A 25,903-nucleotide genomic window follows, 5' to 3' on the forward strand; every position below is an offset into this window, starting at 1 on the left:
TACGAGGCCGTCACGATCGACTTCGAGGCCGAGTTCGCTTTCAGAAGGACCCTTGATGGGTTGAAGCAGAGGGTCCTGTTTTGGTTCGTGCCAGTCCCGGCTCTTTCAGAAGGACCCTTGATGGGTTGAAGCGATTCCCGCTGATAATGTGGCAGTCTACACACGGAACTTTCAGAAGGACCCTTGATGGGTTGAAGCACGTGGGATACAACGACTGTTCCAACCAGAGCGGTGCTTTCAGAAGGACCCTTGATGGGCTGAAAGCCAATATTGAGCGTTAACATTGGTTTTCCGTTTCAGAACCTTCTATAAGTGCAAACTGCCGCCCCAAGGCGCGCCGAGTCAGGCGCGCCGACCAACCACTGTTTCTGCTGGACATCTGCCGAGCGAAGCGAGGCAGTAGTTTAGTCAGGTGGCTCCTTAGCCACACCCCTAACGGAGAATCGGGTACCCCGCCTCGGAATTAGCAAAACCAGTTCGAGGTTGTTGAGTCACACACAAGATCAACACTCGAAGCGACGCTATTCGGCTCTAAAACAAGCAAGAATATCCGCTAAAAAGAGCAATCGATAGTGATGCCTCTCACGAGTCGCCGCGCTAGCCGGGGGTCCCGAGCGCGGCCGCGAAGTATTCCGGCGCGTATCGTTTGCCGTCGACCGTCGTAACTACAGGGTCAAACTCAAAGGCGAACTGCCGAAGTTGTTCACCGGTTACCTCCGCCCACCGCCGAGCCCCCTCTCGGAGGAGCTGACGAGCCTCTTCCAACGTGGAAGGCTTGAACCCAATATCTAGGTCATCAGGATCAGCACCCTCCGTCTGACTGATCTTTCCACCGTATCTGTCCAGCCAGCGACTCCACGGGTCATCATCAGCATATGATTCTGCTCGTGTGAGACTGTCGAGTGCACTTTCCCACCCAGCTCGAATGCTTTGAGAAACCGAGTCGATATACCCCGTCAGTTCCTGAGCGATGTACTTCGATCCTAGTTGTACTTCTCCATATGAGTGGTCAACGAGAGGGCCGAGCCGTTTGAGCGCTCGATAGATCGTGTCTAAATGAACGCCAATTGATTCGGCTAACTCGCTGGGTGATATCTTTCCACCATCGGTGAGAAGTGTCTCAACAAGTTCGGTGTCCGTCGTGTTCATCTGGCTCGCAATCGCGAAAATCTGGTCATCCTGTTTTGACTCAATCCGGGGCAAGCTACCTGAAACGAGTTTTCTCCATCGACGCGACCCAGCAACCTCGAAATAATCATCAGCGACGTACGCGCCTTCAGTAGGGTCAGTAGAAATTCCGGACCATTCTAGGACGTTTAGTAGGGCTTCGTCGAGTTCTCTGGTAAGCGTGTCCAGATCGTCCCAGTAGACCGTTCCGTCGTTGATTGAGTTCTGAAGAGAAACACCAATCTTCGGGTTTTCGAGCTCTGTTCCCTCAACGGCATCTGGATTCCGCATATGATAGTGTTTGAACTCCTTCGCTAGAGTATGACCACCAATCAGTTCAGCCGCACGCCGTGAATCGATTGTTGTAGTGTGGTAGTGGCCTGGACATTCACGGTCATCTCGTACTGATTTCACATATCCTTCCCGGTCACCAGCTAGGAGCATTGAAATCCGGGTAAGGGTCCCGTCGTACGCAATGACTCGTCCACTGAGTGCCTTTAGAATACGTACGAATAGCTCAGCGTCGACGATGTTCGACGAATGGTGTATCCTATCAGAGTCAAAGTCCTCCGGATTAATTGGGGTGTGACTGTCAAACCGGAATCCTTGGCGGTCTGCGAGTGCGCCGAGTGCCTGCTGTAGAACCTTGGGGTACTGTTCGAAGTCCCAATTGGATCCCTCGACCTCGACGTCGTATCCTTCGATGTCGCACGGATTCGACATCGAGCGTAGGCCTTCCTTGGTATCGATGTCAGGCCAACGTGGTGAGATTCGGAAGTAGGCACGTTGTCGAGCTTCCGATTTGGCGTCCTCCCAGGTTGAGTACGCGCTCGGATAGACGTAGATCAGGTACTCACGAACCTCATCGAGCTCGAAATTTGGAGAATCACGTGGGGCGATACCGGATTCTTTGAAACGGAACTGAACTGTCCAATCATCTCCACCGATATTGACGCCAGTCCGTAGCGGACCGTGATTCTCGAAGTCGTGCTCTCCCTGGAGCGACCGAAGCCCGAAGTATGATCGAAGCGGATTCTCGCGATCTGTACAGTCCCATTTGAGGTACGCGTGGAACTCGTGTGGCTGCGGATCGATGAAGAGTCTCGAAAAGCGCTCACTGTTCTCTTCCTCGGTTTCGGACGCGGAGCTGTCCTCCTGTTCTGCTTCCTGCTGTATGGCGCTGTGGTACGCCTCACAGGATTCCAGATGCTGGTCTGTAGATTCCTGTCGTTGTATCTCTTCCTCACAGTAGCGACACTGTGCGATCGGCTCTGCCTTGCATCGTCCCTCGTGATGATGCGCTACATCGATATCTGAGAATTTACAGCGGCAGAATCGACATCGATCAACGTACTTGGGCGCAAGATAGCTACGCCGCTGGGAACGCGTAGGGGTCTGTGAAGTAGTCTGTCTCTCCGACCTGATACGGTCTGCCTCCGATTGCTCGACGGACGATTGAACCGAATCCGTGTCGTCAGCAGTGACGGCTTTGGCGTCGTCGAGCTGGTCGAAGAAATCGTCCGGGTCGGTCACTGCAACCGCCCTCCATAGGAAGAAGGTTGAAGATGAAGCGGCCGCTGGAGGCCGCTAAAGAATTTAAAGAAGTGTAGATATTCGGGACTAGTTGTTGAACATCTCGCGCATCATCGGATGCATCTCCATCAGCTGCTCCTCTGCGATCTCCTCGTACAGCTTGTACGTGATGGAGACCGTTAGCAGCAGCCCCGTCCCGGATACGCCACCGATGGTGCCGAGCATGTTCGCAAGGACCGCAAGGACACCGACGAGCGCACCGCCGATGACGGTCACCTGCGGGATGTAGCGCTCCATTACCTTCTCGATCACCTGCGGGTTTCGCCGGAATCCGGGGATCTGCATCCCGGAGTTCTGGATCTGTCGGGCCGTCGCTTCGGGGCCCATCCCCGTCGTCTCGACCCAGAAGATCGCGAAGATCGCGCCGCCGATGACCATAAAGATCAGGTCGATCGCGACGCGCACGGCGATCGCCGCGGGATCCTGGGACGTGAATCCGAGGAACCACATCCAGTCCTGGCGGGATTGAATCGGCGCGAGATACCAGAACAGGCCGCCGGTGACCTGCCCTTGGGTGTACTGTCCGATCCACGCGGGCATCCCCGCCCACCAGTTGTTTAGAATCTGTCCGAGGAACTGGAGGTTCGCCTGCAGCGCACGAACGAGGATCATCGGCAGGACGCTCGCATAGATGAGCTTCACCGGGAAGCGGCCGCGCGCGCCCTTCACGTTGGCGTGCGACAGCGGAATCTCGACTCGAACGCTCTCGGCGTAGACGACGATCCCGAAGATGAGAACCGTCGTGATGAGCGCGAGGATCTGTCCCTGTCCGAGGAAGAGATCCGAGAGCCCACCGGGCGTCAGCGGCGAGCCGACGTCGACGGCACCGGTGATGATGCCGATCCACGTCGGGAAGAGGCCGCTCTGTCCGCCGAGGCTCTGCCAGCTGAACAGCCCAGCGACGAGCTGTTGACTCACGCCAGCGATAATGAAGAGGCCGACACCGGAGCCGACGCCCCATTTGCTGACGATCTCGTCCATAAACAGGATGAGGACGCCGCCGACGAAGATCTGCGCGAAGATGATCCCGCGGACGCCCCCGAGACCGACCCCGAGCGACTGTCCGAGCGCCTCACTCGGCGGCAGGAAGTTCCCCGCGAACACCATCGGCAGCCCCGTCAGGCAGATCATCACGATCACCAGGAGCTTCTGGAGGCCCTGATAGAGCACCTGATCGCGGGGATCGTTAGTGTCCAGCCCCAGCAGGTCGGCCCCACCGAGCAACTGGAGCACGATGCTCGCAGTGACGATCGGACCGATACCGAGCTGCAGGATCGAGCCCTGCGCGCCAGCGAGGATGCTACGGAACTGTCCGAAGAAGTCGCTCCCCGCCCCGCCCGTCTGTAGGCCGAACAGGGGCACGTTCGTCAGGAAGAAATACAACACGAGGATCCCGGCGGTCCAGCCGAGCTTCCGGCGGAACGGGACGTGTCCCTCCGGACGCGTGACTGACGGCATCCGCGTCAGCACCGGTTCGGCGGCCTCCTTCCATCCCATAGGTTACTCCTCGGCGTCTTCGTCGTCGTCTGCTTCGTCCTCGGCAGCGAGCTCCTCGCCGCGTTCGGTGAGTTCGACGCTGCCACCGGCGTCCTCGATGAGTTCGGCGGCGTCCACGGAGAAGGCGTCGGCGACGACGTGCAGTTCCTGTCGGACCTGCCCGCCGCCGAGCACCTTCACGGCGTCCGCGCTCTCGGCGTCGTCGGCCACGTCGCGCGCGTCGATGTGGTAGGCGTCGCCGTCGGCCTCGGCGAGACCGTCGGCGACGAGAAGCGCCGCGTCCTCGTCCAGCGTCTGGACGTTGACCTCGGCGACCGTCAGCTGCGCGTCCTCGGGGCGCTTGAAGCCGTGCTTACCGATCGGCTCGTAGTTGTGGAACTCGTGTTTGGTGCGCCCCGCACGACCGCGACCGCCGCGGTGACCGGCGCCGCGCCGGTTCTTGTGCGTGCCGCCGCCGTGCGTTCGGGAGCCGCGCTGGCGTCGTTTCTTCGACGTCATCGCATTGCCTCCAGGAGTTCGTCGATCTGGTCGGTCTGATGCTTACCGATCTGACCGCCCTCGGTCGTCGGGTGCTTCTGACCGCGGTGCCCGCCGCGCGGCGGGTGCAGTCGGAGCACCGGTGAGAGACCCTGCTCGCGCAGCGTCGTCTCCTCGTCGACGAGCGCCTCCGCGAGCGCACCGAAGTCGTCGTACTCGGTGTTCTCCGCGAGCCACGACTCGTCGACGTCGGCGTCGCCCTCTTCGGGCTCCGCACGCGTCCGAACCACGGTCTCGACGACGTCGACGCTCGGTTCCCCGTGCGCGACGTAGTCGTTGACCTTCGTGATCATTCCGCGGTACGTCTCCGTCTCCGGGACGAACGCGCAGTGGTTGACGTGGTGGATGTTGAGCATCTTGAGCGTGTCGTGAACGGCCGAGCTCATATTAACATCGCCGCGAAGCTGAACGACCGCTTGCATTATTCGCTCACCTCCTGCTCTCGCTGCTTGGCTGCGGCGCGTCGGGGCGTCCGCGACTGCGACGCGTTCCGCAGCGCGTTGTACGTCGCCTTCGCGAGGTTGACCGTCGTCCGCGTGTTCCCGTTCGAGCGGGTCCAGGCGTCCTGGACGCCCGCCAGTTCGAGGATGTTGCGAACGGTTGGTGCGGCCGCGAGGCCGAGGCCCTGCGGCGCGGGCATAATCTCGACGGTGACCGAACCGGCCTTCCCCTCTGCCTTCCGGGTGAGGGAGTTGAGGCCGCCGACGGAGTCTTCCCACGACCCCGAGCCGCGGTCCACCGAGATGATGTTGAGTTTCGCGACGTCGATCGCCTTCTGGATCGCTGACCCGACCTGGTCGTCTCGCGCCTCGGCGTAGCCGAGGAAGCCGTCGCGGTTACCGATCGCGACGACGCAGCGGAATTTGACTCGGCGACCCGAGTCGGTCATCCGCTGGACCATGTTGATGTCGAGCACCTCGTCGTCCAGCCCCGGCAGGAGCTGATCGACGAGTTCCGGCTCCTTGAGGGGCAGCCCCGTTTCGAGGGCCTGCTCCATCGAGGTGACGTCGCCGTCCTGTACCATTCGGCCGAGCCGCGTTCGCGGCGTCCAGCCGTTGTTGTTGCGTTGGCTCATGCGTCCTCCTGTAGTCGCTCGAGCACTTCATCGAAGTGCTCAGGGAGTTTCGTGGCGTCGAAGTCCCCGGAATAAAGGGGTTCGTCGAGCTGCTCGGCGTACTCGGCGATGTGCTCGCCCCGGTTACGCGACCAGTCCGCGAGAACCGACTCGTTGTGCGGGATCTCGAGGCCAGCGTCTATTGCTCCTTCCTGCACCGCGAACACCTTGTTACCGGGCGTCGCAGTGTTTAGTCCAATGTCGAGCACGGCCTCTTCGAGACCGGCGTCGAGGGCTCGCACTCCCGCGAGGAACCCCGTCAGGTACGCGCTCGGCAGGTTCCCAGTGGGAGCCTCCCAGCCGTACTCGGCGAGATCCTCGGAGGATGCGGCCGCGTGCGTTTCGTCTCCATCGGGTCCGGGGGTGATCAGCTGCGCCCTGGCGTGCTTATTGCTCGTGCGAGCAACGAGGCGGGGCTTACCCGATTTCAGCAGGCGCAACCTCTGGTGGTAGTCCGTCCGGACCTCGCGCCGACGTCGCATCGGCACTTTGTAGCGTGGTCCTGTTGCCATTATTCTATCTCCACGTCGTAGTTGTTCCGTAGGTATGCTTCGAGCCGGGCCACGTCGTCGAATTCGCCACCCGACGCCTTGTTGTACGCTTCGCGGTACTGCGTCGGCGTGAGCGGACCGTCGTCGCGCAGTTCCTTCAGGCGACGACGCTGGGCGCGGATCCGGCTGACCCATTCTTCTTTCGAGTTCTTCCGACCGCCGGCTTTCCCTTTGCGGGAGCCGGGGCCCTTACGGTGGCCGTACGCGCGCTTGTCGGCGCGTTCGCGGGCGCGACCCTTGGAGTTACCCTTCGCGTCTTTGGCGCGAATGAGTCCCTGATCGACAAGGTCACGGACGTCCTCGCGGGTGATGGCCTCCGCAATCTCGGACTGTTCGTCTGGATCGAACCAGATGCGGCTTTTGCCGACGTCGAGGACGTCGGCCGCCATACGCTTCTGTGCTTTCAGATCCGTCATTACTCTTCGACCTCCACTTCGACGTAGGTCGGGTTGAGGACGCGGATCTCGCGGTCCTCAGCCACTTCTTCGATGCGCTCGCGCTTGCGAGCGCCGACTTTCGAGGCGATTCGAACGGCCTGGACGTCCCCGTCGACGCCGTCGAGGTCGTCGACGTTGTGGACGCGGACCTCCTCGAATCCCGAAGGGTGCAGGCCGCGGGCGGCCTTCGGCGTGCGGTAGCCCGCCTCGACCATATCGCCTTTGCCTTTGATACCGCGGCGCTGCTTCGAGAGGTTGCCGCGGGGCTTGCGCCACGATTCGGGCACGCGCTTTTTCGCGTGGTACTTCTGTCGACGGAACGCGGGCTTGCCCTCGCGGTGCTTCTGACCGAGCGCACGCGCCGTCTCGTCGTCGAGTTCGGGCGTTTTGTCGGCGTGACCGCGGGGACGAAGCTCCGTTTCGACGTCCTCGTCGTCTTCTTCCTCGGTCTCTTCTTCGACCTCGGCCTCGGTCTCCTCGGAGACTTCGAGTCCGCCGACGTCGGCCTTGATTCGCGCAGCGAGCGCGTTGCCGATGCCGTCGACCTCGGCGAGCTCCGATTGGCTCGCGGCCTTGACGTCGTCGACCGATTCGTAGCCTGCCTCACGGAGCGCGTCGGCCTTCGAGGGGCCGACACCGCTGATGTCTTCGAGTGTTTCGATGTCGTCGTCGGCCATCTCAGGCACCTCCAGTCTGCGGCTTCTGCGTGATGTAGACGCCGTCCTGGAAGACGCGCGTGTCCTTGTCCGTCACGCGAGTGAGCTGTTCGATGTCGGCGGCGGTCTGCCCGACGTCCTCTTTCGAGGGACCCGTCAGCGTGACCGCCTCGCCGTCGATCTGTACCTCCGTGTCTCCGCGGATCGGCGTCCGTCGCGAGGACTTCTCACCGAGGAAGTTCTCGATGACGACTTCGTCGCCCTCGACGCTCACCTGCATCGGGAAGTGAGCGTAGTAGACTTCCATCTCGTACTCCCATCCTTCGGTGACCCCGTAAATCATATTCGACACGTGGCTCTCGAAGGTCCCGACGGTCGCGTTCGTCTTGGCGTCCTCCTCCTCGGAGGCGATGACGACCGCGCCGTCTTCGACGCTGACCGTGACCGAGGGGAACCACAGCGTCCGGGTGACGCTGCCGTTCGGCCCTTCGACGGTCAGATCGAGGTTGGACACCTCGGCGGAGACCTCGTCCGGAATTTCGATTTCTACTCTGGTCATGGTCTCAGTACACGTAGGCGATTATTTGGCCACCGATGCCCTGTTCGCGGGCCTCGTAGTGGCTCATGACGCCGTGGCTCGTCGTGACGATGAGCGTCCCGTAGTCACGGGCGGGGAGGTATCGCTTCTCCCATTTCTCGAAGTCGTCTGCGCCCGCGGAGTAGCGGGGCTTGACTGCGCCACATTCGTTGATAGCGCCGCTCAGTTCGACCTCGAACAGTCCGGCCTTACCGTCGTCGACGAACTCGAAGCCGTCGATGTACCCGCGGTCGTAGAAGACCTCGAGGACGGAGCCGATGACGTTGGAGGCGGGCTGTATCTCGTGGGACAGATGCCCAACGCTCTCGGCGTTATCGACGCCTGCGAGCGCGTTCGCGAGTGGATCATTTCCTGCCATAATTATCGGTACTTCTTGAATCCCATCTCGCGGGCGACCTCGCGGAAGCACTGTCGGCACAGGTAGATCTCGTACTTACCGACGAGTCCCTGGTTGCGACCGCAACGCCGACACTCGTGGCTCTGGCCCGTGCGACGGCTTGCTTGCTCGCCCGTTGTCTCTGATTCGCTCATTCTGTGACCTCCACGTCGACGTCGAAGGCGTCCTCGACGAAGACGATCGCATCTTCGGGCGTCAGACGGTGTCGATTCGGAATCGACTGCGACGCCTTGTTGCGCTTCTTCACGCGGTAGCCGGGGCGGACGAGGTTGACCGTCACGTCCAGCCCGTAGATCCCGATCTGCGGGTCGTACTCCTGCGAGGGGAACGCCGTGTGTTCCTCGACGCCGAAGCTGAAGTTGCCCGTCTGATCGAACTGGCGCTCGGAGAGATCGGTGATCGGCAGCGCCTTCGCGAGGAACGACTCCGCCGCCTCGCCGCGAAGGGTGACCTTCGCGCCGACCGGGTCGCCGACGCGCCCGCCGAACGGTGTCGACGCGCTCGTCGCCGTCGTGCGGACGGCTTCCTGCTCGGCGATCTCCTCGAGGATCTCCTCGGCGTTCGCGAGCTCGCGACCGCCCTCGCCGACGCCCATATGGACGACGACCTTCTCGACGCGCGGCTGGCGCATCTCGGGAAACTCGGCCTCGCTCATTCGTCGTCACCTCCGTCCTCGGAGTCGTCTTCGGCGTCTGCCTCGTCAGCAGCCGCCTCGGCCGACGCCTTGTCGTCCTCGTCGCCGACGAACTTCTCGTCGATCACGACGACGTACTGTTCGACCGTCTCGAAGCCACCGTTCTCGGTGGCGACGGCGACGGTGTTGTCGCCGCTGCCAGCCGTGACGGTGATCTCGTCGATCTCGCCGATCTCGCCGGAGTGTGATCCGTCGACGGCGGTGACGAGCGCGCCCTCCTCGTAGGGGAAGTGCGCGACGATGTCTTTCGTCTCGTTGTCGACGATGAGCGAGTCCTTCGTACTGTACTCGCTTCCGTCCGCGATGCGGACGTTCGCGCCGTCGTGGAGCGTCAGCTGCGTGTCGCCGCCGCTGACTTCCTGCTTGCCGACGATCTTCCCGAGTCGGCTGTCGGCGGCGTCGCCGTCGATCGGCGTCAGCGCCAGCCGCCCACCCTCCTCGGGGAAGACGCGGTAGTACTCATCGCGCTCGGTGAACGCGAGGATGTCGAACATCCCCACCGGGCGCTGTTCGTCGGAGACGGCGTCGCCGTTGACGAGGACCGATCCCTCGTTGAGGGCGTAGCGCGCCTCCTTCTTCGAGTCGACGTAGCCGAGCACGTCGCGCAGGAGCACGAGCAGGGGAACCCCCGCCTCTCCGTGCGGACCCGCTCCGGCCTTGACCGTGAACGTCTGCGTCTTGCGTTCGACGGGCCAGGCATTCGGTGCGGAAAGTCGCTTCTGGTGTCGGGTCATTCTTCGTCCTCCGTCGCTTGCAGTCGCGCCTCACGGCGGTCGTCTTCGAGGTCCAGTTCCGTCACGCGGAGGTTCGAGGCGTCGAGCGGACGAGGGACTTCCTCGCCGTCGGCCTTCTCGACCGTCACGTCTTCGACGTAGACGACCGAGTCCGTGAGGTCGACCTCGACGACTTCGCCGTCCGTTCCGGCGTGGTCGCCGCGGAGCACCTCGACGGTGTCGCCCGCGTTGACGCGAACGTTCCGCTGTCCGTACTCCTCGCGGAGTTCCGCGGACAGCGTCGCGCGGACCTGACTCTGCCGCTCGTGCAGCGGCGCGTTCTGCGTCCGTGTTCGCTGTTTGCGTGGTTGTTTCGTCATTGCTATGCTAAGTTCAAACGATCATCGTCGCCGTCGAGGCGATGCTCCCGAAGCGCTCTGCCACTTCGCGCGCGATGGGACCCTTGATCTCGGTCCCGCGAGGCTCGTCCATCTCGTCGATGATGACGGCGGCGTTGTCCTCGAACTTCACGCGCGTCCCGTCCGGCCGACGGATCGGTTTCCGCTGGCGGACGATGACGGCTTGGAGCACCTGGCGGCGCATCTCCGGCGTCCCTTTCGTCACCGAAACGGTGATCTGGTCGCCGATGCCCGCCTTGGGGTGTCGGTTCTTGGTTCCTGAGTAGCCCTTCACGCTGATGACCTTCAGCTCGCGCGCGCCGGTGTTGTCGGCGCACGTGATGAGCGAGCCTCGTTCGAGGCCCTGAGTGACGTCGGCTTTCAGCGCCTCCATCACTCCTCACCTCCGAGGATCTCGACCACGACGTGAGCCTTGGTCTTCGACAGCGGTCGGGTCTCTGCGATGCGCACCGTATCGCCTTCCGCGAGGTCCACGCACGGGGGTGCGTGGGCCGGAATGCGACTACGCCGCTTCATATAGCGGTCGTACTTGGGGACGTGAACATCGTATTCACGCTCCACAATGACGGTTTTCTCCATGTCGGTGGAGGCGACCGTTCCTTCGAGCGTCTGTCCGCGCACGGAAAGCGTTCCGTGGAACGGGCAGTTCTCGTCGGAGCAGGTCTTCTCCGGTTCTTCTACGTTCAGTCCTATCGCCATAATGTGTCACCTGCCTTCTCGGTCCGCAAGGCGGGTCGTGAGAGCAGACGTGTGCCATCCACCGTAACGTAGGCCGCGCCCTCGCAATTCTCGGTCTCCCGAGAAGCCGCTGCGGAAGTCGCAGCGGGCCGACCAGACTGACTGGCATCGAATCCGCCAGCAGTATCCGACCGAAGTTTGGACGCGGTCCCCGACGCCTTCGCGGCGTCGGCGGCTTCATCTGTGCGGCCGGGTGTACCCGCCCGGACGGGGAGCTCGAACTCGAACGTCGAGCCCTGTTTCGGCACCTGTTTCACCCGAGAGCGACCGGTGGTCCCGTCGGCGTCGTCGCCGGACGGAGCCCGGCTGCCCGAGGCGCTCCGGGCCTCGCTGCCAACGGATCCCGCGTCAGCGGCGGTGCCGCCGACGGTCGCATCGCAGTCGCTGACGTCCACGTGCAGCGTCCGCATCGTCTCGACGACGACGCGACCGCAGATCCCGACGAGGTCGGGGTTGGGCGCGTCGACGACGGCCACGCGGAGGCCGTTGAGTTCGTGTCGCGTCAGCGTCTCGGGTGTCAGTGCCATTGTCGTGTTTATTCGTCGTCGAAGTCGCCTTCTTCGGCCTGGATCGTCTTGATCCGCGCGATCGTCCGCTTGAGTTCGCCGACGCGACCCGGGTTCTCGGGCGCGCCACCGGCCGCCTGCACGGCCTTCGTGTTGAGCAGCTCGGTCTCGAGCTCTTCGAGCTCGGCGTCGCGCTCTGCGGCCGTCATGTCGCGGATCTCTTCGGGGTAGAGGATCGCCATTATTCTTCGACCTCCTCGTCGGCGTCCGACTCGTCTGCGTCGGCGTCAGCGTCGTCCGCATCGGCGTCCGCATCCTCGTCTTCGACCTCTTCTTCGGCGTCAGCTTCCTCGTCGGCTCCGGCCGACTCGTCGTCGGCGTCTTCCATCTCGTCGAGGAGTTCTTCGGCCTCGGCTTCGACGTCCTCGTCGAGTTCGTCGAGCTCTTCCTCGACGTCCTCGTCGTCGACGTCGCCGGTCTCGACGGGTTCCTCGTCGGTCTCCTCGATAACCTCTTCGACGACTTCCTCGTCGATGACGTCCTCGGGGGCTTCGTCGGGGACTTCGACCGCTTCGTCGTCCTCGCCGACGTCCGGGATCTCCTCGGGTTCCTCTTCGAGGAGCGATTCGACGCCCTCGCTTTCGGCGACCTGCTCGACGGGTTCGACCTCGACGTCCTCGTGGATCTCGAAGTCGTCGGGCAGCTCCGCACCCGGCGGGATGATCTTCACGGTCACGCCGATCGTGCCGAGTTTCATCACGGCGACGCCCTGGCCCTCGTCGACGATCTCCTGGGCGGGTTCGCCGTTGTGCTTGATGTAGCCGCGGTTGAACTTCTCGACGCGCGAGCGCGCACCCGTGACTTTCCCGCTCAGGACGATCTCGGCGCCCAGCGCGCCTGCCTGCATAATGCGGTCGATCGTGGTGTGGCCCGCCTTCCGGAAGTACCAGCCGCGCTCTAACGCGTTGGCCAGTCGGTCGGCGACGATGCGTGCGTTCAGGTCGGGTTCGTCGACCTCCTGCACGTCGATCTGGGGATCGTCGAGGTTGAACCGCTCCTCGAGTTCGCGGGTGACCTTGCGGATGTTCTTCCCGCCCTTGCCGATGACCATTCCGGGCTTCTCGGCCTTCAGGACGATCTGGGTCCCCATCGGGGTCTTCGCGACGTCCATCCCGCCGTAGCCCGCGCGGCCGAGTTCGTCCGCGAAGAACTCGTCGATCTGAGAGCGCTGCAACCCGTCTTCGATGAACTGGTGTTCGTCCGCCATTAGGCTTCGACCTCCTCGACTTGCTCGACGATGAGTTCGACGTCGCAGATCGGCGTGTTCCACGGATCGGCGCTACCGAACGCGCGGGGCTTCCGGCCCTGTCGTTCGCCGACCTTGTGGGCGGCGACGTGTTTGATCGTCATCTCTTCGCCCTCGAATCCCTGCTCGTCGGCGTTCGACGAGACGTTCTCGAGGAGTTCGAGAAATGCCTTCGAGGCCTTCTCGGGGTAGCGTCCCGCGTCCCAGCCGTCGATGTCGGACCGGTGTCCGACGCCGGTGTTGTGCTGTTTGAACGGAACGGACTGCTTCTCGTCGATGACGTCCTGGAGGTACTCCTCCGCGTCCGCGACGGTCAGTCCCTTGATCTGTCGGGAGATGGCCTTGCTGTGCTTCAGGCTGATGGGCCGATCGCGGAGCATCCCCTTGGCGGTGGTGTCCGGGTCGGCCTCGACGCTGTAGTTGATACCCATGGTTTATTTGAGCGGTACGAACTTCGAGGACCGGGTCGCACCGATTCCGGCCTGCCCGTGTTCGACCGAGTTACGGGTCAGTTGGAACTCGCCCAGGTAGTGCCCGATCATCTCGGGCTCGACGCGGACGCGCTCGAAGGACTGCCCGTTGTACACCTCGAACGTCTTCTCGACGAACGCGGGGAGGACGGGCATATCCCGGAGGTGCGTCCGGATCGGGTCGTTAGCAGACTCCTGCGGGTCGGCCTCGCTGGCCTTCTCCAAGAGCTTCTCCTGCTGGACCGTGAGTCCTCGTTCGATGGTTCGCCGCTGTCGGGCGGGGAGCAGTTCCACAACTTCGTCGAGCGACAGCTCCTGCAGCTCGTCGAGCGTGTGACCGCGGTAGGTGAACTCACCTTCGCGGCCGGTACGGTATTCCGAACTCATGAGTTATCTTTGCCTCCTTTGCCACCGCGACCGGTGCGCTTCGAGGCGATGTCACCGACCTTTCGTCCGGGCGGGGCGTTCCGCGAGACGGACTTCGGCTGTCCGGGGTGCTGACGGCCGCCGCCACCGAACGGGTGGTCGACGGCGTTCATCGCGACCCCGCGAACGCGCGGCCACTTGATGCCGCGCGCCTTCATCTTGTGGTACTTCTTTCCGGCCTTCACGAACGGCTTCTCCGTTCGCCCGCCGCCCGCGACGACCCCGATGGTGGCGCGACACTGCGGGTTCAGCCGTTTGACCTCCCCGGAGGGGAGCTTCACGACCGCGACGTGGCGGTCGTGCGTGAGCAGCTGTGCGCTCGTCCCGGAGGCGCGGGCGAATTTCCCGCCGTCGCCGGGCTGGCGCTCGACGTTACACACCGGAACCCCTTCGGGGATTTCCCCGAGCGGGAGCGTGTTGCCGGGCTTGATCTCCGCGCTGACACCTGTCTGGATCGTGTCGCCGACGGCGACGCCCTCGGGAGCGAGGACGAGTCGCTGCTCGCCGTCCTCGTACTCGACGGCGACGACCGGCGCGCTGCGCGCCGGGTCGTGTTCGATGTCGACGACCGTCCCGGAGATGGTGTCGTCCGATTCCGACTTCTTGTGCGAGAGTTCGGCCTTGTAGCGGTGCGACGGCGCCCGGAACGTGGACGTACCGCGTCCGCGACGTTGGCCTTGAATTCGACGTCCCATGTTTAGAACACCCCGATTCGCGAGGCGACTTCCTGCGCGTCGTCGTCGTCGCCGAGTCGGACGGTCGCCTTCTTCTTGCCTCGTGGCGTGATCTGCGTGTTCACGTCAACGACGGCCACTTCGTAGCGCGATTCGACCTCGTCGGCGATCTCCGCCTTCGTGGCGTCGATGTCGACGATGAACTGGAGCTTGTTGTCGAAGTCCATCACGTCCATCGCCTTCTCCGTGACGAGCGGGTGCTCGATGAGCGAACTCATCGGTCCGCCACCTCCTCGACCGCGCTCTCGGTGAAGAGCGTGAGTCGGCCCGCCTGCGTGCCGGGCGCGAGGTCTTCCGCGCCGACGTTGGTCGCGGTGACCACGTCAGCGCCGGGAAGGTTCCGCGCCGCCTTCGAGGGCTCTTCGCTCGTCACGAAGAGGATCGACGTCGGACGCGTGTACTTGCGGCCGCGGGTCTTGCCGCGACCGGCCTTCACTTTCTTGTTCTCGTCGGAGCGCTCGATGTCGGCGTGAACGCCGAGGGTTTCGAGCAGGTCGACGACCTCGCGGGTCTTGACGAGCTCCTCGAAGTCGTCGGAGACGACGAGCGGGAGTTCGACGTCGTCGCCGAACTGGTGTCCGCGTGCGCGAACGAGTTCGTCGTCCGTCGTGGCGGCGATCGCCGAGCGGACGGCGAGCTTTCGCTCCTTGTCGTTGATGTCTTTGCCCTGGTCTTTCTCCGCCTTCGGCGGGTGCGCTTTCCGACCTTTGACCGCGTGGGGGACGCGTCGAGCGCGTCCGTTCTCGCGTGGGTCGTGCGACATCCCGCGGCCGCTGCCGAACGATTCGGCCGGAGTTCGCATCCCCGCGTAGGGGTCGGCACCGTACGCCTGTTTTCGGTTCGCCTGCGCGGCGACTACGGCGCGCTCGATGAGGTCCGGACGGTAAGCCGTCTCGAAGACCTCGGGCAGGTCGAGCGTACCGGCGTCGTCGCCGTTCAGGTCGCGAATTGTTGCCTGCATAGGTTATCCTTGGTTCGATTGGGTCGACACGTAGCGCACCTCGGGGTCGAGACGCGGCTGGTCGCCTGGTCGGACGGCCGGACGGAACCGCAGGAGGCGCTTGTCCGGACCCGGGAGCGAGCCCTTGACGAGCGCGTACGGACCGTCGACCTCGCCGTAGCCGACGAAGCCGCCGTCGACGGTCGGTTCTGCGCCCTCACCGATATCGATGAGGCGCTTGTTCAGTTCGGTTCGCTGGTGGTAGCCCGTCTGCCCCTGCTGTGGGACGGTCGAGCGCACGCGGGAGGGGTTCCACGGACCGAGGTTACCGATCCGACGCCGCCAACCCTGGCGGGCGTGTTTTCCCTTCCGCTTCTGGACGCCCCACCGCTTGACGGGACCCTGCGTCCCCTTTCCTTTCGTGACGCCCGCGACGTCGAGGTACTCCCCGGCGCGGAAGACGTCGGCGATCTCGTGTTCGCCGCCCTCGCCGACGAGGTCGAGCGCGAAGTCGACGCGCTCCTCGACGGAGCCGCCGCCGACGCGCGTCTCCATCACGTCGGGCTTCTTTTTGGGGACGTTCTTCATTCCCGCCGGAACGGTGTGGGTGATGAGTCGGACGTCGTCGACCTCGCCAGCCTCGACGGCTTCGCGAAGGTCGTCGGCGTCGTCCTCGAAGGAATCCTCGCTCGGGAGGTCCAAGACGCGGTCGAGGTTCTCCTCGAACGCGTCGGTCCACACTTCCGTCAGGGGCTTTGCACCGTACGGCGTATCTTCGTAGGCTCGCAGGGCGACAGCGCGCATCGGGGGCGTCTCGACGACGGTCACCGGAACGGCCTCCTCCATCCCTTCGCGGGGGGAGTTGGCCTCGTCGTTGACCATCATCACCTGGGTCATTCCGGCCTTGTAACCGGCGAACCCTTGGATGCCCGGGGACCCGTCGTCGTCGGGCCACGACCGGATGCGTGGGACCTCCTTGGCCGCACGCTTGCGCGGGCTGAAGCCCATCGAACCTTTTCGTGGTCTGCTTGGTTGTGGCATATGATCACTCCGTGAGTGTCAGGGTCGCGAGGGAGGCGAACATCGCTTCCTCGGTTCGCACTACCTTGCTGCCCTGTCGCGGAATCGTATTCAGCCAGAGATCGAACCCCGGACCGTCTGCGGGTTCGACCGCATCCTCGACGTCGATGCCGAAGATGGCCGGAAGCCCACGACCGGGCGACCCGAACGCGACTGTCGCGCCCTCGCGTTCGACACGCGAGGCGAGCTGCGGCAGCCGAGTCGTGGTCAGCGCCTCGCCGAATCGGGACGTCGCGATTGCGACGCCCGCGTCGGCGCGGCCGAGTGCTTCCTCGAGGTCCATACGGGACACGTCGAAGCCCGGAACGGGCTCGTCGACGATCCGCGCACGGACCGGTTCTCGCGAAGAGATCCTGATGGCGACGCGCGCTCCCTGCTCGACCTCCATCGACGGAGGGGTGAGCAGAGAGACCGGGTGTTGCAGTCCGCAATTGACCCGAACGCGGCCGTCAGGTCCGACCTCGGTCACGATTCCCTGTGTTAACGACCCCGAACCGTCTGATTCGGAGCCGGTCATAGACGGGACGCGGAGGGGCGGTAAGACCCCGACGAACTCGAGTTCGTCGCGTTTGCCCCACACCTCTTTTCGGAGGTGCGGCGGCGTGGCGGCGTATCGCAGCACCGTTTCGACGAACTCGCCCCCCCAGCGTCGCTCGCCTTCCCGATCGGGGAAGACGGCGAGCCGATCCGCCCGAAACACCGTCGCCGCGCGGGCGACGTAGCCGAGTTTGCGAGTTGCCTCGCGTTTGTCTTCGGCCTCTCGGACGAGAGAGGACGGCACGAGTACGGTCAGCGTCATACCGGTCCCTTCAGCGTCACGTCTAGACTGTACGCCTCATACCAAAGCGGACCGTAAAAGAGTAGCGAAACCTCGCGGGGGTTGTGAGGGCGTCACACGCCCGCCAGCGGCCGTTTCGTGGTTCGCCGACCCGTGGTATTTCCCCCCACGCTATCGGGCGTTTTTCTTCCCGATTCGCAAGTCTTATTTACGAATCCCGTGTCTTCGGAAATGCAGAAAGCGAACCACGCACGCGCTGGTAGTGTAGTGGTATCACGTGACCTTGCCATGGTCACAACCTGGGTTCAAATCCCAGCCAGCGCACTCCCACCTTTTTCCACGGAGGGGTCCTGCGGACCCCTCCGCGCAAAAACCTGGAGGGAAAAAGCCGCGAGGCTCGCGAATGCGAGCCTCGCGGTACTATTGCTGGTGGAACGTTTACCGTGTGTTTCGATCAGAGTGACTGCTCCGCGTGTCGCTCGCGACGTCGAATCCAGTGTGTGCGACACGGTGGGATCCTCGTGAGCGGAGCGAACGGGAGTTCACCGTGCGAGAGAACGGAAGCGTACGAGTACGGTGCGATTTGACCCCGACGAGTCGCAGCCCGCGCAGCGAACGGAGTGAGCGATCTAGAACAATTCGTATCTCCTATTGAGAGACCAGCGAATCGGTTACGACAGGTAACTGGTGTCCCGCACAGCGAACGGAGTGAGTGGGCCAAGGAACCCCCGAAACGCGGCACTGTCGCGCTGAGGGGGACGCACGGTCAGTCGACGTCGCTGGCGGACCGATGCTCGATCTGTCGGATGCGAATCGCGAGCGCGAGAAACGTCCCGAGGATCGTCAACCCGACGGCCGCGGCGGCGGCGACGTCGTGAGCGGGGACGGTGTGGTCGACCGCATTTCCCAACCGCGGGCCGAAGAACGTGTGGTGATAGTCACCCACGAGCGGGACGAAGTAATCGACCATATCGTTGAAGCTGAACCAGGCGGTGGCGACGGCGACCGACGGAATCGTGAATTCGGCGTACCGGTAGATCACGAGCGCCTGCAGTCCCATCCCGAAGTGGCTGACGAGCAAGAACCAGTTGTAGGGATCGCCGGTGGCGAGCACGTCGTTGATCGCGAGCTGGACGACGACCACCCAGAAGCCGTACTTCAGGTTCCCGACGAAGGCCAGCGCGTGAATCCAATTGCGGTTCTTCCCGATCTTCCACGAGACGAGACTCGCGACCATACACAACGTCGCCAGCGGGCTGTCGGGCACTGCGGGCCAGATCACGGGATGGCTGTCCAAGAGCTGAAACCGGTAGTGCCAGAACCCGAACACGGTGCCCGCGAGATTGACGGCGACGACGACCCATACGAGACGAAGCACCATTGTCTCGACACGGGCGGGCAGCGGAGCGAGGTACGCCGGAAGGGAGTCTGTGGTGGGAATCGAAGTCATCGTGTGGTTGCTGTTTTAGTCGAGCGGTCACTCGACAGTCTCGTCCGACACGTCGAGTCCGTTCGTGCCTGCATCGACGGCAGTGTGCACCGTCTTCCACTCGTCGCCACCGAATGAAACACAGAGGTAAGTCTCTATCGTTCGCTCCCGTGTTGACCGGCGAGCGATTGCTCGAAAGCGGCGATTGGATCGAGTCGGTTCCCGCCGCTTCGCGCCCGACAAACTACCACCCTGTCGTGTAACTGGGCAGCGGAGGCGGAACGGAGGCTCTGTCGATCAGTCGTCCTATGGGGTCGGATCAGCCCCAGGTGACTGTACCTTGTACTCGGGGATTCCAGACGGGGACGAAGCTCTCCTGTGTCAGTTCTTCGCCGCGCTAGCGCGTCGTATACAACAGCTGAACGCGTCCCGACCTGTCGTCACCAAGTCACAGCGCCCCGAACACGAAGAAAATCACGAGCGGGACGCCGACAGCGACGGCGGCGGCTCCACGCGAGATCCCCGCGTCCTCGCTGAGCCCCGCACTGAGAATCGACCACTGCCAGACGAGCGTGACTATCGAGGCGATCAGGAGGACGGGTTCGATCGAGGCCATCGCCGCTTCCAGCACCGCGGGGGCTCCGTCGAGGGTCGTGATCGTGAGGTCGTCGAGGACGTACCAGAGTCCGATGAATCCGGCGGCCAGCCGGACGAACTCGGGGAGCGCCGCCCAGCCAGCGAGCGCCGCCGTGCCCGCGACGGAAGGATCTCCGGCCGCGAGCCGACCGCCCGCGAACAGGGTGACCGTCCCGAGAATCCACAGGACGAACGGTCCGACGAGGCCGATCCAGAGCGAATCGTTCGCGGCCTCTCGGATGAGTTCTCCCGCGTCGCGTTCGATCGTCTTCGGCTCGTCACAACCGTCTCCGAACGCCGAGTCGGGGTCGTCAGCGTGTTGTTCGCAGACGAAATCCGGCGGTCGTTCCGGGTTGTCCATCGTGACCGTGGCGTCGACCGATCCGGCGAGCATCGAGCCGACGAGGAGTATGCCACCGGTGAGCGCGACTGCGAACACGATGACGATACCGGCGGCGATCGGAAGCGTCTCCGCTGGCGGCCGTTCCTCGAAAAACCGCGTCGGCGACACGACGAGCTGGCGGAGGGGGCGAACGGAGGGAACCATTCCGATTGTCGGTTGGCCGAAGCGAGAGTAAATACTTTTTCGAAACCCGCGAAGTCGAGAGCCGAAAAGAACGGGAGTTTGATTCGGATGAATCCCGCTGTCAGCTACACCTTTCTAGCAGTTTGGTATCGTGATTCCGGGTAAGGATCACCTTCCCAGAGCTATGTTTTAGTACGGAACCGTGGAAACGTCAACGTATATGAACGGAAACCGCCTCGCGGTCGCCCTCTTCGGTCTCATCGTCGGCGTCGTCACCGCCGCCCTCGCCTACGAATTCATCGCCCCGCTGACGGTCTCTGTCTTTCTGTACTACTCGACTCGGCGCTATCACGGGGCGTTACGGCGCTTCCGACTCCCGGCGAGCGCCCGCGCGGTCGTCGTACTGGTGTCGCTCGCGTTGCCGCTGATCATACTGGTGAGCTACGCGACCATCCTGCTCATCGTCGAAACTCGGCGGTTCATCGAACAGTACGCACTGATCGAGGTCGCCAGCGAGAACTTCGAGTGGTTCGGGGGGATCACCGAACTTCCCGAGTTCACCGTCCAAGGACTGTACGACGCCTATCAATCGGGTGACCTCGCCCCGTTCATCGACTTCGCGACCGAGCACGCGGAGTTCCTGACGACGCTCGTCTCGGAGTTCTTCCTGAATATGTTTATCGTCATCATCGTCACCTACTACCTGCTCGTCGACGGTCACAAGGTCAGTCGCTGGCTGCTCAGGTTCGACGACGGCGCGATCGTACGCGAGTACCTCGAAGCCGTCGACGACGAGCTCGAAGCCGTCCTGTTCGGCAACCTCCTGAACGTGCTCGCGATCAGCCTGATCGCCATCGGCGCGTTCAGCATCTACAACACGTTCGCCCCCGCCGCGGCGGAGATCCCGTACCCCGCGCTCGTCGGCGCGCTCACCGGCATCGCGAGTCTGATCCCCGTCGTCGGGATGAAGATCGTGTACGTCCCGGTGACGCTCGTGAGCGCGCTGCCGATCGTCCTCAGCGGCGATCCGACCAATCTACTGTACATCGGCGTGTTCGCCTTCGTCGCGGTCGTCGTCGTCGACACGATTCCGGACCTGATCCTCCGACCGATTCTGAGTGGGAAGGAGACGCACGTGGGCCTGCTGATGTTGGCGTACACGCTCGGTCCGGTCGTCCTCGGCTTCTACGGGCTCTTCTTCGCGCCGATACTGCTCGTGATCGGGCTGACCTTCGCGAACACGGCGCTGCCGCGGCTCCTCGGCGCACCACCGTCGACGCAGCAGCCGATCGCTGGTCACCAATCAGTCTCCGATCAGCACCCGGTCTCCCGACAGCATCCGGTCGCCGATCAACAGACGGCAGCGGAAGGGCACCCAAGATCGAGTGCACAACCCGAATCGGGACAGCACTCACGGGCCGATCGAGATTCGGTCGACGAGCCGCGGGCAACGGGCGGCACCGGCACTGGCGACGGAACCCGCGATGGCACCGGCGACGAGGCCGGTGGGACTGAAAACGTTTAGCGCCTCGCGAACGAATGCGACGCTATGACCGCCGTCGCACTCCTGAGCGTCGCACCCGTGATCGAAGGTAGTATGGCCGATGAGGTCGCGAAGGCCGTCGCCGCGCTCGACGACTTCGACGTCGAGTACGAGACGAATCCGATGGGCACCGTCATTGAGGCCGACGACGTCGGAACGATTTTCGCGGCCGCCGAGGCTGCCCACTGCGCCGTGGACGGCGATCGCGTGAGCACGGTGCTGAAGATCGACGACAAGCGCACGTCTCGCGATCGCGCCCGCGAGAAAGTGGCATCTGTCGAGTCGGTGCTGGGTCGCCCCGCCCGCAGCGACCACTCCTAACTCGGAGGCGAAGACGGGTCAGGCGCAAAAAAGTCAGACGCGAGAACCGTCGTCAGTCACTCCCGTCGAAGCGCGAGCAGTGCCGCACCGGCGAGCGCGACGAGCGCCGCCAGCACGCCGAATCCGGGCGTCGTCGTCGGCGTCTGGACCGTCGGAATATCGGTCGTGGTGGTGGCGGCGGTCGTCCCCGTCGCCGTCGTGGTCGTCGGCTGCGCAGTCGACGTGGTGGTCGTCTCCGTCGGCGTGTCCGTCGTCGGGGTCGCGATCACGGGCTGGACGGTTCCCTCGACGACCAGTTCGGACGCCGGACCGATGTCGTCGACCGTGATCGAGTAGCTATCGCCCGGACTCGTGTCGTTGAACGACAGCGTCACGAGGAACTGCCCGTCGGCGTCCACGGTCGTCGTCTCGCTCTTCAGGAACGCCGGTCGGACGCCGTCGGCGCTCCGCACGCGGACGCGGACTTCCGTCCCCGGCGCGACCGTCGCCTCGCCGAAGATCTCCTGACCGCTCACCTCGGTGACGTTGAACGGCTCGGTCATCTCGAACTCGGGATCGGTCAGCGAGTGCGTCGTCTCGACGGTCTCGTCCTCGCCGCCGGTCGTCAGATCGAGGTCGTTCTCGTCGTCGCCGAACACGGTGAACGACGCCCGCAGGCTGTCGTCGGCGTCGACCGATCCGGTCTCATCCTCGCCGGGATCGATCACGCCGTCGCCGTCCTCGTCGCGGACGCCTTCGAGGTCGTCCTCGCCGGTCTGTGCGACCACGTAGTAGGTGTCGTTGGCCGAATCCGCCACGACGCGGGCGTTAGAGCTACCAAAGTCGAGCAGGAGCGGGTCCTGATTCGGCCCGGGATCCTGCTGTTCGACGGTGAACTGGGTCCTGTTTCCGTCGGCGAAATCGAAGAACTCCGTGGTGACGGTGTCCTGGTCGTGGGCATCGAGCGCGCCTTCGAGACCCGAGGCCTCGATCTCGTAGACGACGGTGTCGCCGACGGCGATGTCCGAATCGCGGGTCAGCCACTCGTCGTCCGTCCCCTCGCGAACGTCCGCGGCGGCGTCGAGGTCACCGTAGCGGTTTCGCGGCGCGGTCCACGTCCGGATCGCGGTCGTCTCCCGCTCCTGCAACGAGAGCAGTTGGATATCGGTCTCTCGACCCTCAGTCTCGACTGACAGCGGATAAGCCTCCGCGTCGAGGAGGTCCGAGACGCCAATAGTCACCTCGCCGTCGACGACTTCGTCGCCGTCACTGACGCTGAAGAGATCGTTTTCGCCATCGAACGATCCGGTTCCAACGTTCGGTGCCTCGTAGCTGTTGAAGTAGACCGTCACTTCGCCGTCGCGGTCGTCGCCGTCGTCGTCACGAACGGTCACCGACGCCTGATAGCCCGCCTCGTCGTCGCCGACTGTCAGAGTCGCCTCGCGAGTGTTCCGCAACTCGATCGGGATCGCGACGACGTCACCGCGGTGTTCCTCGACGACGTCGTTCGGAAGCAGCGCTTCCGTATCGCCCGCCTCTCGGATCGTTATCGTCTCGGATTCGGCCGAGACGCCGGAGGCGGTGTCAGTGGCGCGAACGGTGTACTCGCCTGTTTCGAGTTGGAGCGATTCGACGTCGTAGCTGAAGTCGCGGTCGCCCTGCCCGGAGAGATCGACAAGCCGTTCGTCGACGACTTCGTCGTTGTCATCGAGGAGTTCCAGTTGGATCTCTCTCCCACCGACTTGTCCGGAGACGGTCCCGTCGATCGTCTGTAGGGTCGTCACGTTTCGGTCCTCGATATCGAGTGTGAGATCGAGGTCACGGACCGTGATCGAGGCCGTCCCTTCGCTTCCAATGTCTGCCTCGTAGTCACCGATCTCCTCGCCGTCCGTATCGAAGAGGAAAATTCGGCTGTTGGTGCCGGTGGATCCCTCGAAGAAGTAACCGTCCGTGTCGTCTTCAGTTCCCTGCAGGGTGATGTCCGTGTTCGAGGAGTCGGCAACGATCGAAACGACCGATCCGCTGTAGACGTTGGCGGACTCCCCCGCCCCCACAGTCGTCGGCGCGAAGGTGATCGGCTTGTACTCGGGGCTGTCGGGATTCGCGAGCGCATTTCCGTCAGTGTCCTCGATCCCGCCTTCGAGTCGGAGCGTCAGGTCTCGGCTGTCGGTGTCGTCGAGTTCGATGATGACGCGACCTTGCGCCTCGTTAACGGTGGGATTGAGCTCGCCCGTCACTTCCTCTTCGTCGACGTAAATCCCGTAATTCGACGCGAAGTTCTGGATATCTTCGGAGAACGCGACCTCGATGTACGCTGTGCCGCCCTGTTCGTACTGCGTCGCGCTCAGGAACTCGGGATCGCCGGGCTGGCCGCCCTCGTACTCGACAGTGAGCTCTTCATCCGTCGATTGCGATCGTGCAGGGTCGCTGACCTCCACTGTGAGGTTATAGGTTACCTCCTCCTCGCCCTCGGGGACGGTGGGGCTGGTCAGATTGACGCTGCCCGCGAGATAGGCAGACTCCGTCGAGACGGTGTCGGAATACGAGAGCGTGTTGCCGCTCTCAGTCAGGGAACCGAGCTCAGCCCCGGAGGCATTCTTCACGACGACGTCGGACGATTCGATCGAGAGCTCGCTGGGGACGTTGATCTCGAAGGTCGTTTCTTCGCTCGTGTCGATGCCCCTGATCGAGTAGTTGAACGTGTGCTGATTCTCGGTATCTTGCTCGACTGTGCTCGGATCGAACGGTTCTTCGCTGCCGATCGCGAACGCCCCCGGAACGTTCTCGACGGTGAGCGTTTCGTCGACCGAAGCGGAGTCGCCGTCGTCGTCGGTACCGTTGAATTTGAGGATATAGTCCTCGTCGGTCTCCACCGACGGATTCTCCAGCGTGACGCTGCCATCGAAGTAGACCGTCTCAGTCGTGGAGTTGACGTCGAAAGAGAGCGTTCGGGGATCATCGGTGACCGTCGCATCCAGTTCGGCCCCGGTGCCGTTCTTTACGACAATAATGTGATCGACGATCTCCGGATATTCACCGGGAACAGAGAACGTCAGCGTGGTGTTTCCGCTCGTATTGATACCCGAGAACGAGTAGTTGAACGTGTGTTCGGTCTCGGTTCCTTCGTCGACGGTGAGCGGATCAATTTGCGATACAGCGGTCGCGTTACCGACGGCGGCGACAGAGCCAGCGAACGTGATACTGCCGACGACGACCGACAGTACCATGAGCGTCGCGAGCGAAACCGCGCCGATTTGGGAGGGTAAGCGTGTCATAGTGGGTCAGTAGGGTGGACGGGGACGTCTGTGATCACCGTCCAGCGGGGGAATCTCGTTGACAGGGCGTCGCGGGTCGACACAGTGTCGCCGGAGCGTAGTCGACTCCGTATCGGTGGAGGGGGACAATCGAGCCACAACGCCGTGCCGTCGCTATCCGTTAGGACTGACAGAGGCCAAAAATATAGGTTTTGTGTGACGCGGATACCCGACCGGCCGCAGAACGAGACGTCGCTCAGATTCGGGTGAGAGAGCGGTTCTAGGTATCGATTCTGATAATTTGAGGAGTAGGCTTAAATTACTGTACTTACAAGTCATACTTACGCCACTCACGACGGACATAAACCGCCGGAAACGACGCGGTTCACCCGGAACCGACCGATACCATCGCGTCGTGGGTTGGTATCAAGATTAACAATGAACTTCAAAGAACTCTTCACAGACGATTCGGCCGTCTCGCCGGTCATCGGGGTCATCCTGATGGTCGCGATAACCGTCATCCTTGCCGCCGTCATCGGCGCGTTCGTGCTGAACCTCGGCCAGGGGATTCAGCAGACGTCCCCGCAGGCGAGTTTTGGATTCGATTACGAGGGGAATAACGTTACAATCACTCACGAGACAGGGGATTCAATCGAAGGTGAGCGACTGAACACGACCGGAGTTGAGTGGAATGACGGCCCATCAGAAAACTGGTCTACGCATCCAACTGTAAACGCTGGGACATCAATTACGAAAAACGCGACCAACCCATTCAGTGGTGAGACAATCCGCGTCGTCTGGGAATCCCAGAACGGCGAGAACTCCGCGACGCTGAGCGAATCCACCGCACCCGACAACTCATAA

The 25,903-nt window shown here is 63.1% G+C and carries 31 protein-coding genes, 1 tRNA gene and 1 pseudogene; 4 read left to right on the forward strand and 29 right to left on the reverse strand.

Annotated features, from left to right (window positions below; genetic code table 11):
* Nucleotides 1–597 precede the first annotated feature (597 nt).
* From FJT57_RS08930 to FJT57_RS09055, 26 genes are all read right to left on the reverse strand, one after another.
* Nucleotides 598–2,700 carry a DUF7845 domain-containing protein gene (locus FJT57_RS08930; protein ID WP_144904265.1) on the reverse strand — a complete coding sequence of 701 codons (2,103 nt, stop codon included), beginning with the start codon at nt 2,698–2,700 and terminating at the stop codon, nt 598–600.
* A gap of 87 nt (nt 2,701–2,787) precedes the next feature.
* On the reverse strand, nt 2,788–4,257 hold the full coding sequence (gene secY, locus FJT57_RS08935; protein WP_144904267.1) for a preprotein translocase subunit SecY: 1,470 nt from the start codon (nt 4,255–4,257) through the stop codon (nt 2,788–2,790).
* 3 nt (nt 4,258–4,260) lie between these two features.
* Complete coding sequence (locus FJT57_RS08940) at nt 4,261–4,755, reverse strand: uL15m family ribosomal protein (protein WP_144904269.1); 495 nt, start codon at nt 4,753–4,755, stop codon at nt 4,261–4,263.
* The gene (locus tag FJT57_RS08945; protein ID WP_144904270.1) at nt 4,752–5,216 is read right to left on the reverse strand and encodes a 50S ribosomal protein L30; all 465 of its coding nucleotides are present in this window, start codon (nt 5,214–5,216) and stop codon (nt 4,752–4,754) included. Before FJT57_RS08945 ends, FJT57_RS08940 begins: the two co-directional genes overlap by 4 nt.
* Nucleotides 5,216–5,869 (reverse strand): 30S ribosomal protein S5, encoded by a 654-nt coding sequence (locus tag FJT57_RS08950; RefSeq protein WP_144904272.1) that lies wholly within the window; start codon nt 5,867–5,869, stop codon nt 5,216–5,218. The genes FJT57_RS08945 and FJT57_RS08950 overlap by 1 nt, the downstream gene beginning before the upstream one ends.
* On the reverse strand, nt 5,866–6,420 hold the full coding sequence (locus FJT57_RS08955; protein WP_144904274.1) for a 50S ribosomal protein L18: 555 nt from the start codon (nt 6,418–6,420) through the stop codon (nt 5,866–5,868). Before FJT57_RS08955 ends, FJT57_RS08950 begins: the two co-directional genes overlap by 4 nt.
* Nucleotides 6,420–6,875: a 50S ribosomal protein L19e gene (locus FJT57_RS08960; RefSeq protein ID WP_144904277.1), complete on the reverse strand. Its 456-nt coding sequence runs from the start codon at nt 6,873–6,875 to the stop codon at nt 6,420–6,422. Before FJT57_RS08960 ends, FJT57_RS08955 begins: the two co-directional genes overlap by 1 nt.
* Nucleotides 6,875–7,573, reverse strand: coding sequence for a 50S ribosomal protein L32e (locus FJT57_RS08965; RefSeq protein ID WP_144904279.1), 699 nt, complete (start codon nt 7,571–7,573; stop codon nt 6,875–6,877). Before FJT57_RS08965 ends, FJT57_RS08960 begins: the two co-directional genes overlap by 1 nt.
* 1 nt (nt 7,574) lies before the next feature.
* The gene (locus FJT57_RS08970) at nt 7,575–8,111 is read right to left on the reverse strand and encodes a 50S ribosomal protein L6 (RefSeq protein ID WP_144904281.1); all 537 of its coding nucleotides are present in this window, start codon (nt 8,109–8,111) and stop codon (nt 7,575–7,577) included.
* Nucleotides 8,112–8,115: 4 nt separating this feature from the next.
* Nucleotides 8,116–8,508, reverse strand: coding sequence for a 30S ribosomal protein S8 (locus tag FJT57_RS08975; RefSeq protein WP_144904283.1), 393 nt, complete (start codon nt 8,506–8,508; stop codon nt 8,116–8,118).
* A 2-nt stretch (nt 8,509–8,510) separates the two neighbouring features.
* Nucleotides 8,511–8,681 (reverse strand): 30S ribosomal protein S14, encoded by a 171-nt coding sequence (locus FJT57_RS08980; RefSeq protein ID WP_144904285.1) that lies wholly within the window; start codon nt 8,679–8,681, stop codon nt 8,511–8,513.
* Nucleotides 8,678–9,202 carry a 50S ribosomal protein L5 gene (locus FJT57_RS08985; protein WP_144904287.1) on the reverse strand — a complete coding sequence of 175 codons (525 nt, stop codon included), beginning with the start codon at nt 9,200–9,202 and terminating at the stop codon, nt 8,678–8,680. Before FJT57_RS08985 ends, FJT57_RS08980 begins: the two co-directional genes overlap by 4 nt.
* The gene (locus FJT57_RS08990) at nt 9,199–9,975 is read right to left on the reverse strand and encodes a 30S ribosomal protein S4e (RefSeq protein WP_144904289.1); all 777 of its coding nucleotides are present in this window, start codon (nt 9,973–9,975) and stop codon (nt 9,199–9,201) included. Before FJT57_RS08990 ends, FJT57_RS08985 begins: the two co-directional genes overlap by 4 nt.
* On the reverse strand, nt 9,972–10,334 hold the full coding sequence (gene rplX / locus FJT57_RS08995; RefSeq protein ID WP_144904291.1) for a 50S ribosomal protein L24: 363 nt from the start codon (nt 10,332–10,334) through the stop codon (nt 9,972–9,974). The genes FJT57_RS08990 and rplX overlap by 4 nt, the downstream gene beginning before the upstream one ends.
* Nucleotides 10,335–10,347: 13 nt before the next feature.
* Nucleotides 10,348–10,746 (reverse strand): 50S ribosomal protein L14, encoded by a 399-nt coding sequence (locus FJT57_RS09000; protein ID WP_144904293.1) that lies wholly within the window; start codon nt 10,744–10,746, stop codon nt 10,348–10,350.
* Nucleotides 10,746–11,072, reverse strand: coding sequence for a 30S ribosomal protein S17 (locus tag FJT57_RS09005; protein WP_144904295.1), 327 nt, complete (start codon nt 11,070–11,072; stop codon nt 10,746–10,748). Before FJT57_RS09005 ends, FJT57_RS09000 begins: the two co-directional genes overlap by 1 nt.
* On the reverse strand, nt 11,063–11,638 hold the full coding sequence (locus FJT57_RS09010; RefSeq protein WP_144904297.1) for a ribonuclease P protein component 1: 576 nt from the start codon (nt 11,636–11,638) through the stop codon (nt 11,063–11,065). The genes FJT57_RS09005 and FJT57_RS09010 overlap by 10 nt, the downstream gene beginning before the upstream one ends.
* 8 nt (nt 11,639–11,646) lie before the next feature.
* Complete coding sequence (gene rpmC / locus FJT57_RS09015) at nt 11,647–11,859, reverse strand: 50S ribosomal protein L29 (RefSeq protein WP_144904299.1); 213 nt, start codon at nt 11,857–11,859, stop codon at nt 11,647–11,649.
* The gene (locus tag FJT57_RS09020) at nt 11,859–12,884 is read right to left on the reverse strand and encodes a 30S ribosomal protein S3 (protein WP_144904301.1); all 1,026 of its coding nucleotides are present in this window, start codon (nt 12,882–12,884) and stop codon (nt 11,859–11,861) included. The genes rpmC and FJT57_RS09020 overlap by 1 nt, the downstream gene beginning before the upstream one ends.
* Nucleotides 12,884–13,354 carry a 50S ribosomal protein L22 gene (locus FJT57_RS09025; RefSeq protein WP_144904303.1) on the reverse strand — a complete coding sequence of 157 codons (471 nt, stop codon included), beginning with the start codon at nt 13,352–13,354 and terminating at the stop codon, nt 12,884–12,886. Before FJT57_RS09025 ends, FJT57_RS09020 begins: the two co-directional genes overlap by 1 nt.
* 3 nt (nt 13,355–13,357) lie before the next feature.
* Nucleotides 13,358–13,780, reverse strand: a complete 423-nt coding sequence (locus FJT57_RS09030) for a 30S ribosomal protein S19 (protein WP_144904305.1) — start codon at nt 13,778–13,780, stop codon at nt 13,358–13,360.
* A complete protein-coding gene (locus tag FJT57_RS09035; RefSeq protein WP_144904307.1) occupies nt 13,777–14,514 on the reverse strand; it encodes a 50S ribosomal protein L2 in 738 nt (245 codons plus the stop codon). The genes FJT57_RS09030 and FJT57_RS09035 overlap by 4 nt, the downstream gene beginning before the upstream one ends.
* Nucleotides 14,515–14,516: 2 nt before the next feature.
* The gene (locus FJT57_RS09040; RefSeq protein WP_144904309.1) at nt 14,517–14,771 is read right to left on the reverse strand and encodes a 50S ribosomal protein L23; all 255 of its coding nucleotides are present in this window, start codon (nt 14,769–14,771) and stop codon (nt 14,517–14,519) included.
* Entirely contained in the window at nt 14,768–15,514 is a 747-nt protein-coding gene (gene rpl4p, locus FJT57_RS09045) for a 50S ribosomal protein L4 (RefSeq protein WP_144904311.1), read from the reverse strand. The genes FJT57_RS09040 and rpl4p overlap by 4 nt, the downstream gene beginning before the upstream one ends.
* Nucleotides 15,515–15,517: 3 nt before the next feature.
* Complete coding sequence (locus tag FJT57_RS09050) at nt 15,518–16,534, reverse strand: 50S ribosomal protein L3 (protein WP_144904312.1); 1,017 nt, start codon at nt 16,532–16,534, stop codon at nt 15,518–15,520.
* Between the two features lie 4 nt (nt 16,535–16,538).
* Nucleotides 16,539–17,372, reverse strand: coding sequence for a putative RNA uridine N3 methyltransferase (locus tag FJT57_RS09055; protein WP_144904314.1), 834 nt, complete (start codon nt 17,370–17,372; stop codon nt 16,539–16,541).
* A gap of 232 nt (nt 17,373–17,604) precedes the next feature.
* Between FJT57_RS09055 and FJT57_RS09060 the strand changes: the two genes are divergently transcribed.
* A tRNA-Gly gene (locus tag FJT57_RS09060) sits at nt 17,605–17,675 on the forward strand.
* A 442-nt stretch (nt 17,676–18,117) separates the two neighbouring features.
* On the opposite strand, the gene FJT57_RS09065 is transcribed toward FJT57_RS09060, so the two are convergent.
* On the reverse strand, nt 18,118–18,801 hold the full coding sequence (locus FJT57_RS09065; RefSeq protein ID WP_144904316.1) for a DUF1405 domain-containing protein: 684 nt from the start codon (nt 18,799–18,801) through the stop codon (nt 18,118–18,120).
* 427 nt (nt 18,802–19,228) lie between these two features.
* On the reverse strand, nt 19,229–19,963 hold the full coding sequence (locus FJT57_RS09070; RefSeq protein ID WP_144904318.1) for a YIP1 family protein: 735 nt from the start codon (nt 19,961–19,963) through the stop codon (nt 19,229–19,231).
* A 199-nt stretch (nt 19,964–20,162) separates the two neighbouring features.
* On the opposite strand from FJT57_RS09070, the pseudogene FJT57_RS09075 reads away from it, so the two are divergent.
* Together FJT57_RS09075 and FJT57_RS09080 are read left to right on the forward strand one after the other, a co-directional pair.
* Nucleotides 20,163–21,209, forward strand: a pseudogene (locus FJT57_RS09075) (AI-2E family transporter); the annotation flags it as partial.
* 282 nt (nt 21,210–21,491) lie between these two features.
* Nucleotides 21,492–21,806 carry a thiamine-binding protein gene (locus FJT57_RS09080; RefSeq protein WP_144904322.1) on the forward strand — a complete coding sequence of 105 codons (315 nt, stop codon included), beginning with the start codon at nt 21,492–21,494 and terminating at the stop codon, nt 21,804–21,806.
* A gap of 56 nt (nt 21,807–21,862) precedes the next feature.
* On the opposite strand, the gene FJT57_RS09085 is transcribed toward FJT57_RS09080, so the two are convergent.
* On the reverse strand, nt 21,863–25,060 hold the full coding sequence (locus FJT57_RS09085; RefSeq protein ID WP_144904324.1) for a DUF7827 domain-containing protein: 3,198 nt from the start codon (nt 25,058–25,060) through the stop codon (nt 21,863–21,865).
* A 417-nt stretch (nt 25,061–25,477) separates the two neighbouring features.
* On the opposite strand from FJT57_RS09085, the gene FJT57_RS09090 reads away from it, so the two are divergent.
* The gene (locus FJT57_RS09090) at nt 25,478–25,903 is read left to right on the forward strand and encodes a type IV pilin (protein WP_144904326.1); all 426 of its coding nucleotides are present in this window, start codon (nt 25,478–25,480) and stop codon (nt 25,901–25,903) included.

This window comes from Halobellus captivus, assembly GCF_007655485.1.
Lineage (GTDB): Archaea > Halobacteriota > Halobacteria > Halobacteriales > Haloferacaceae > Haloquadratum > Haloquadratum captivum.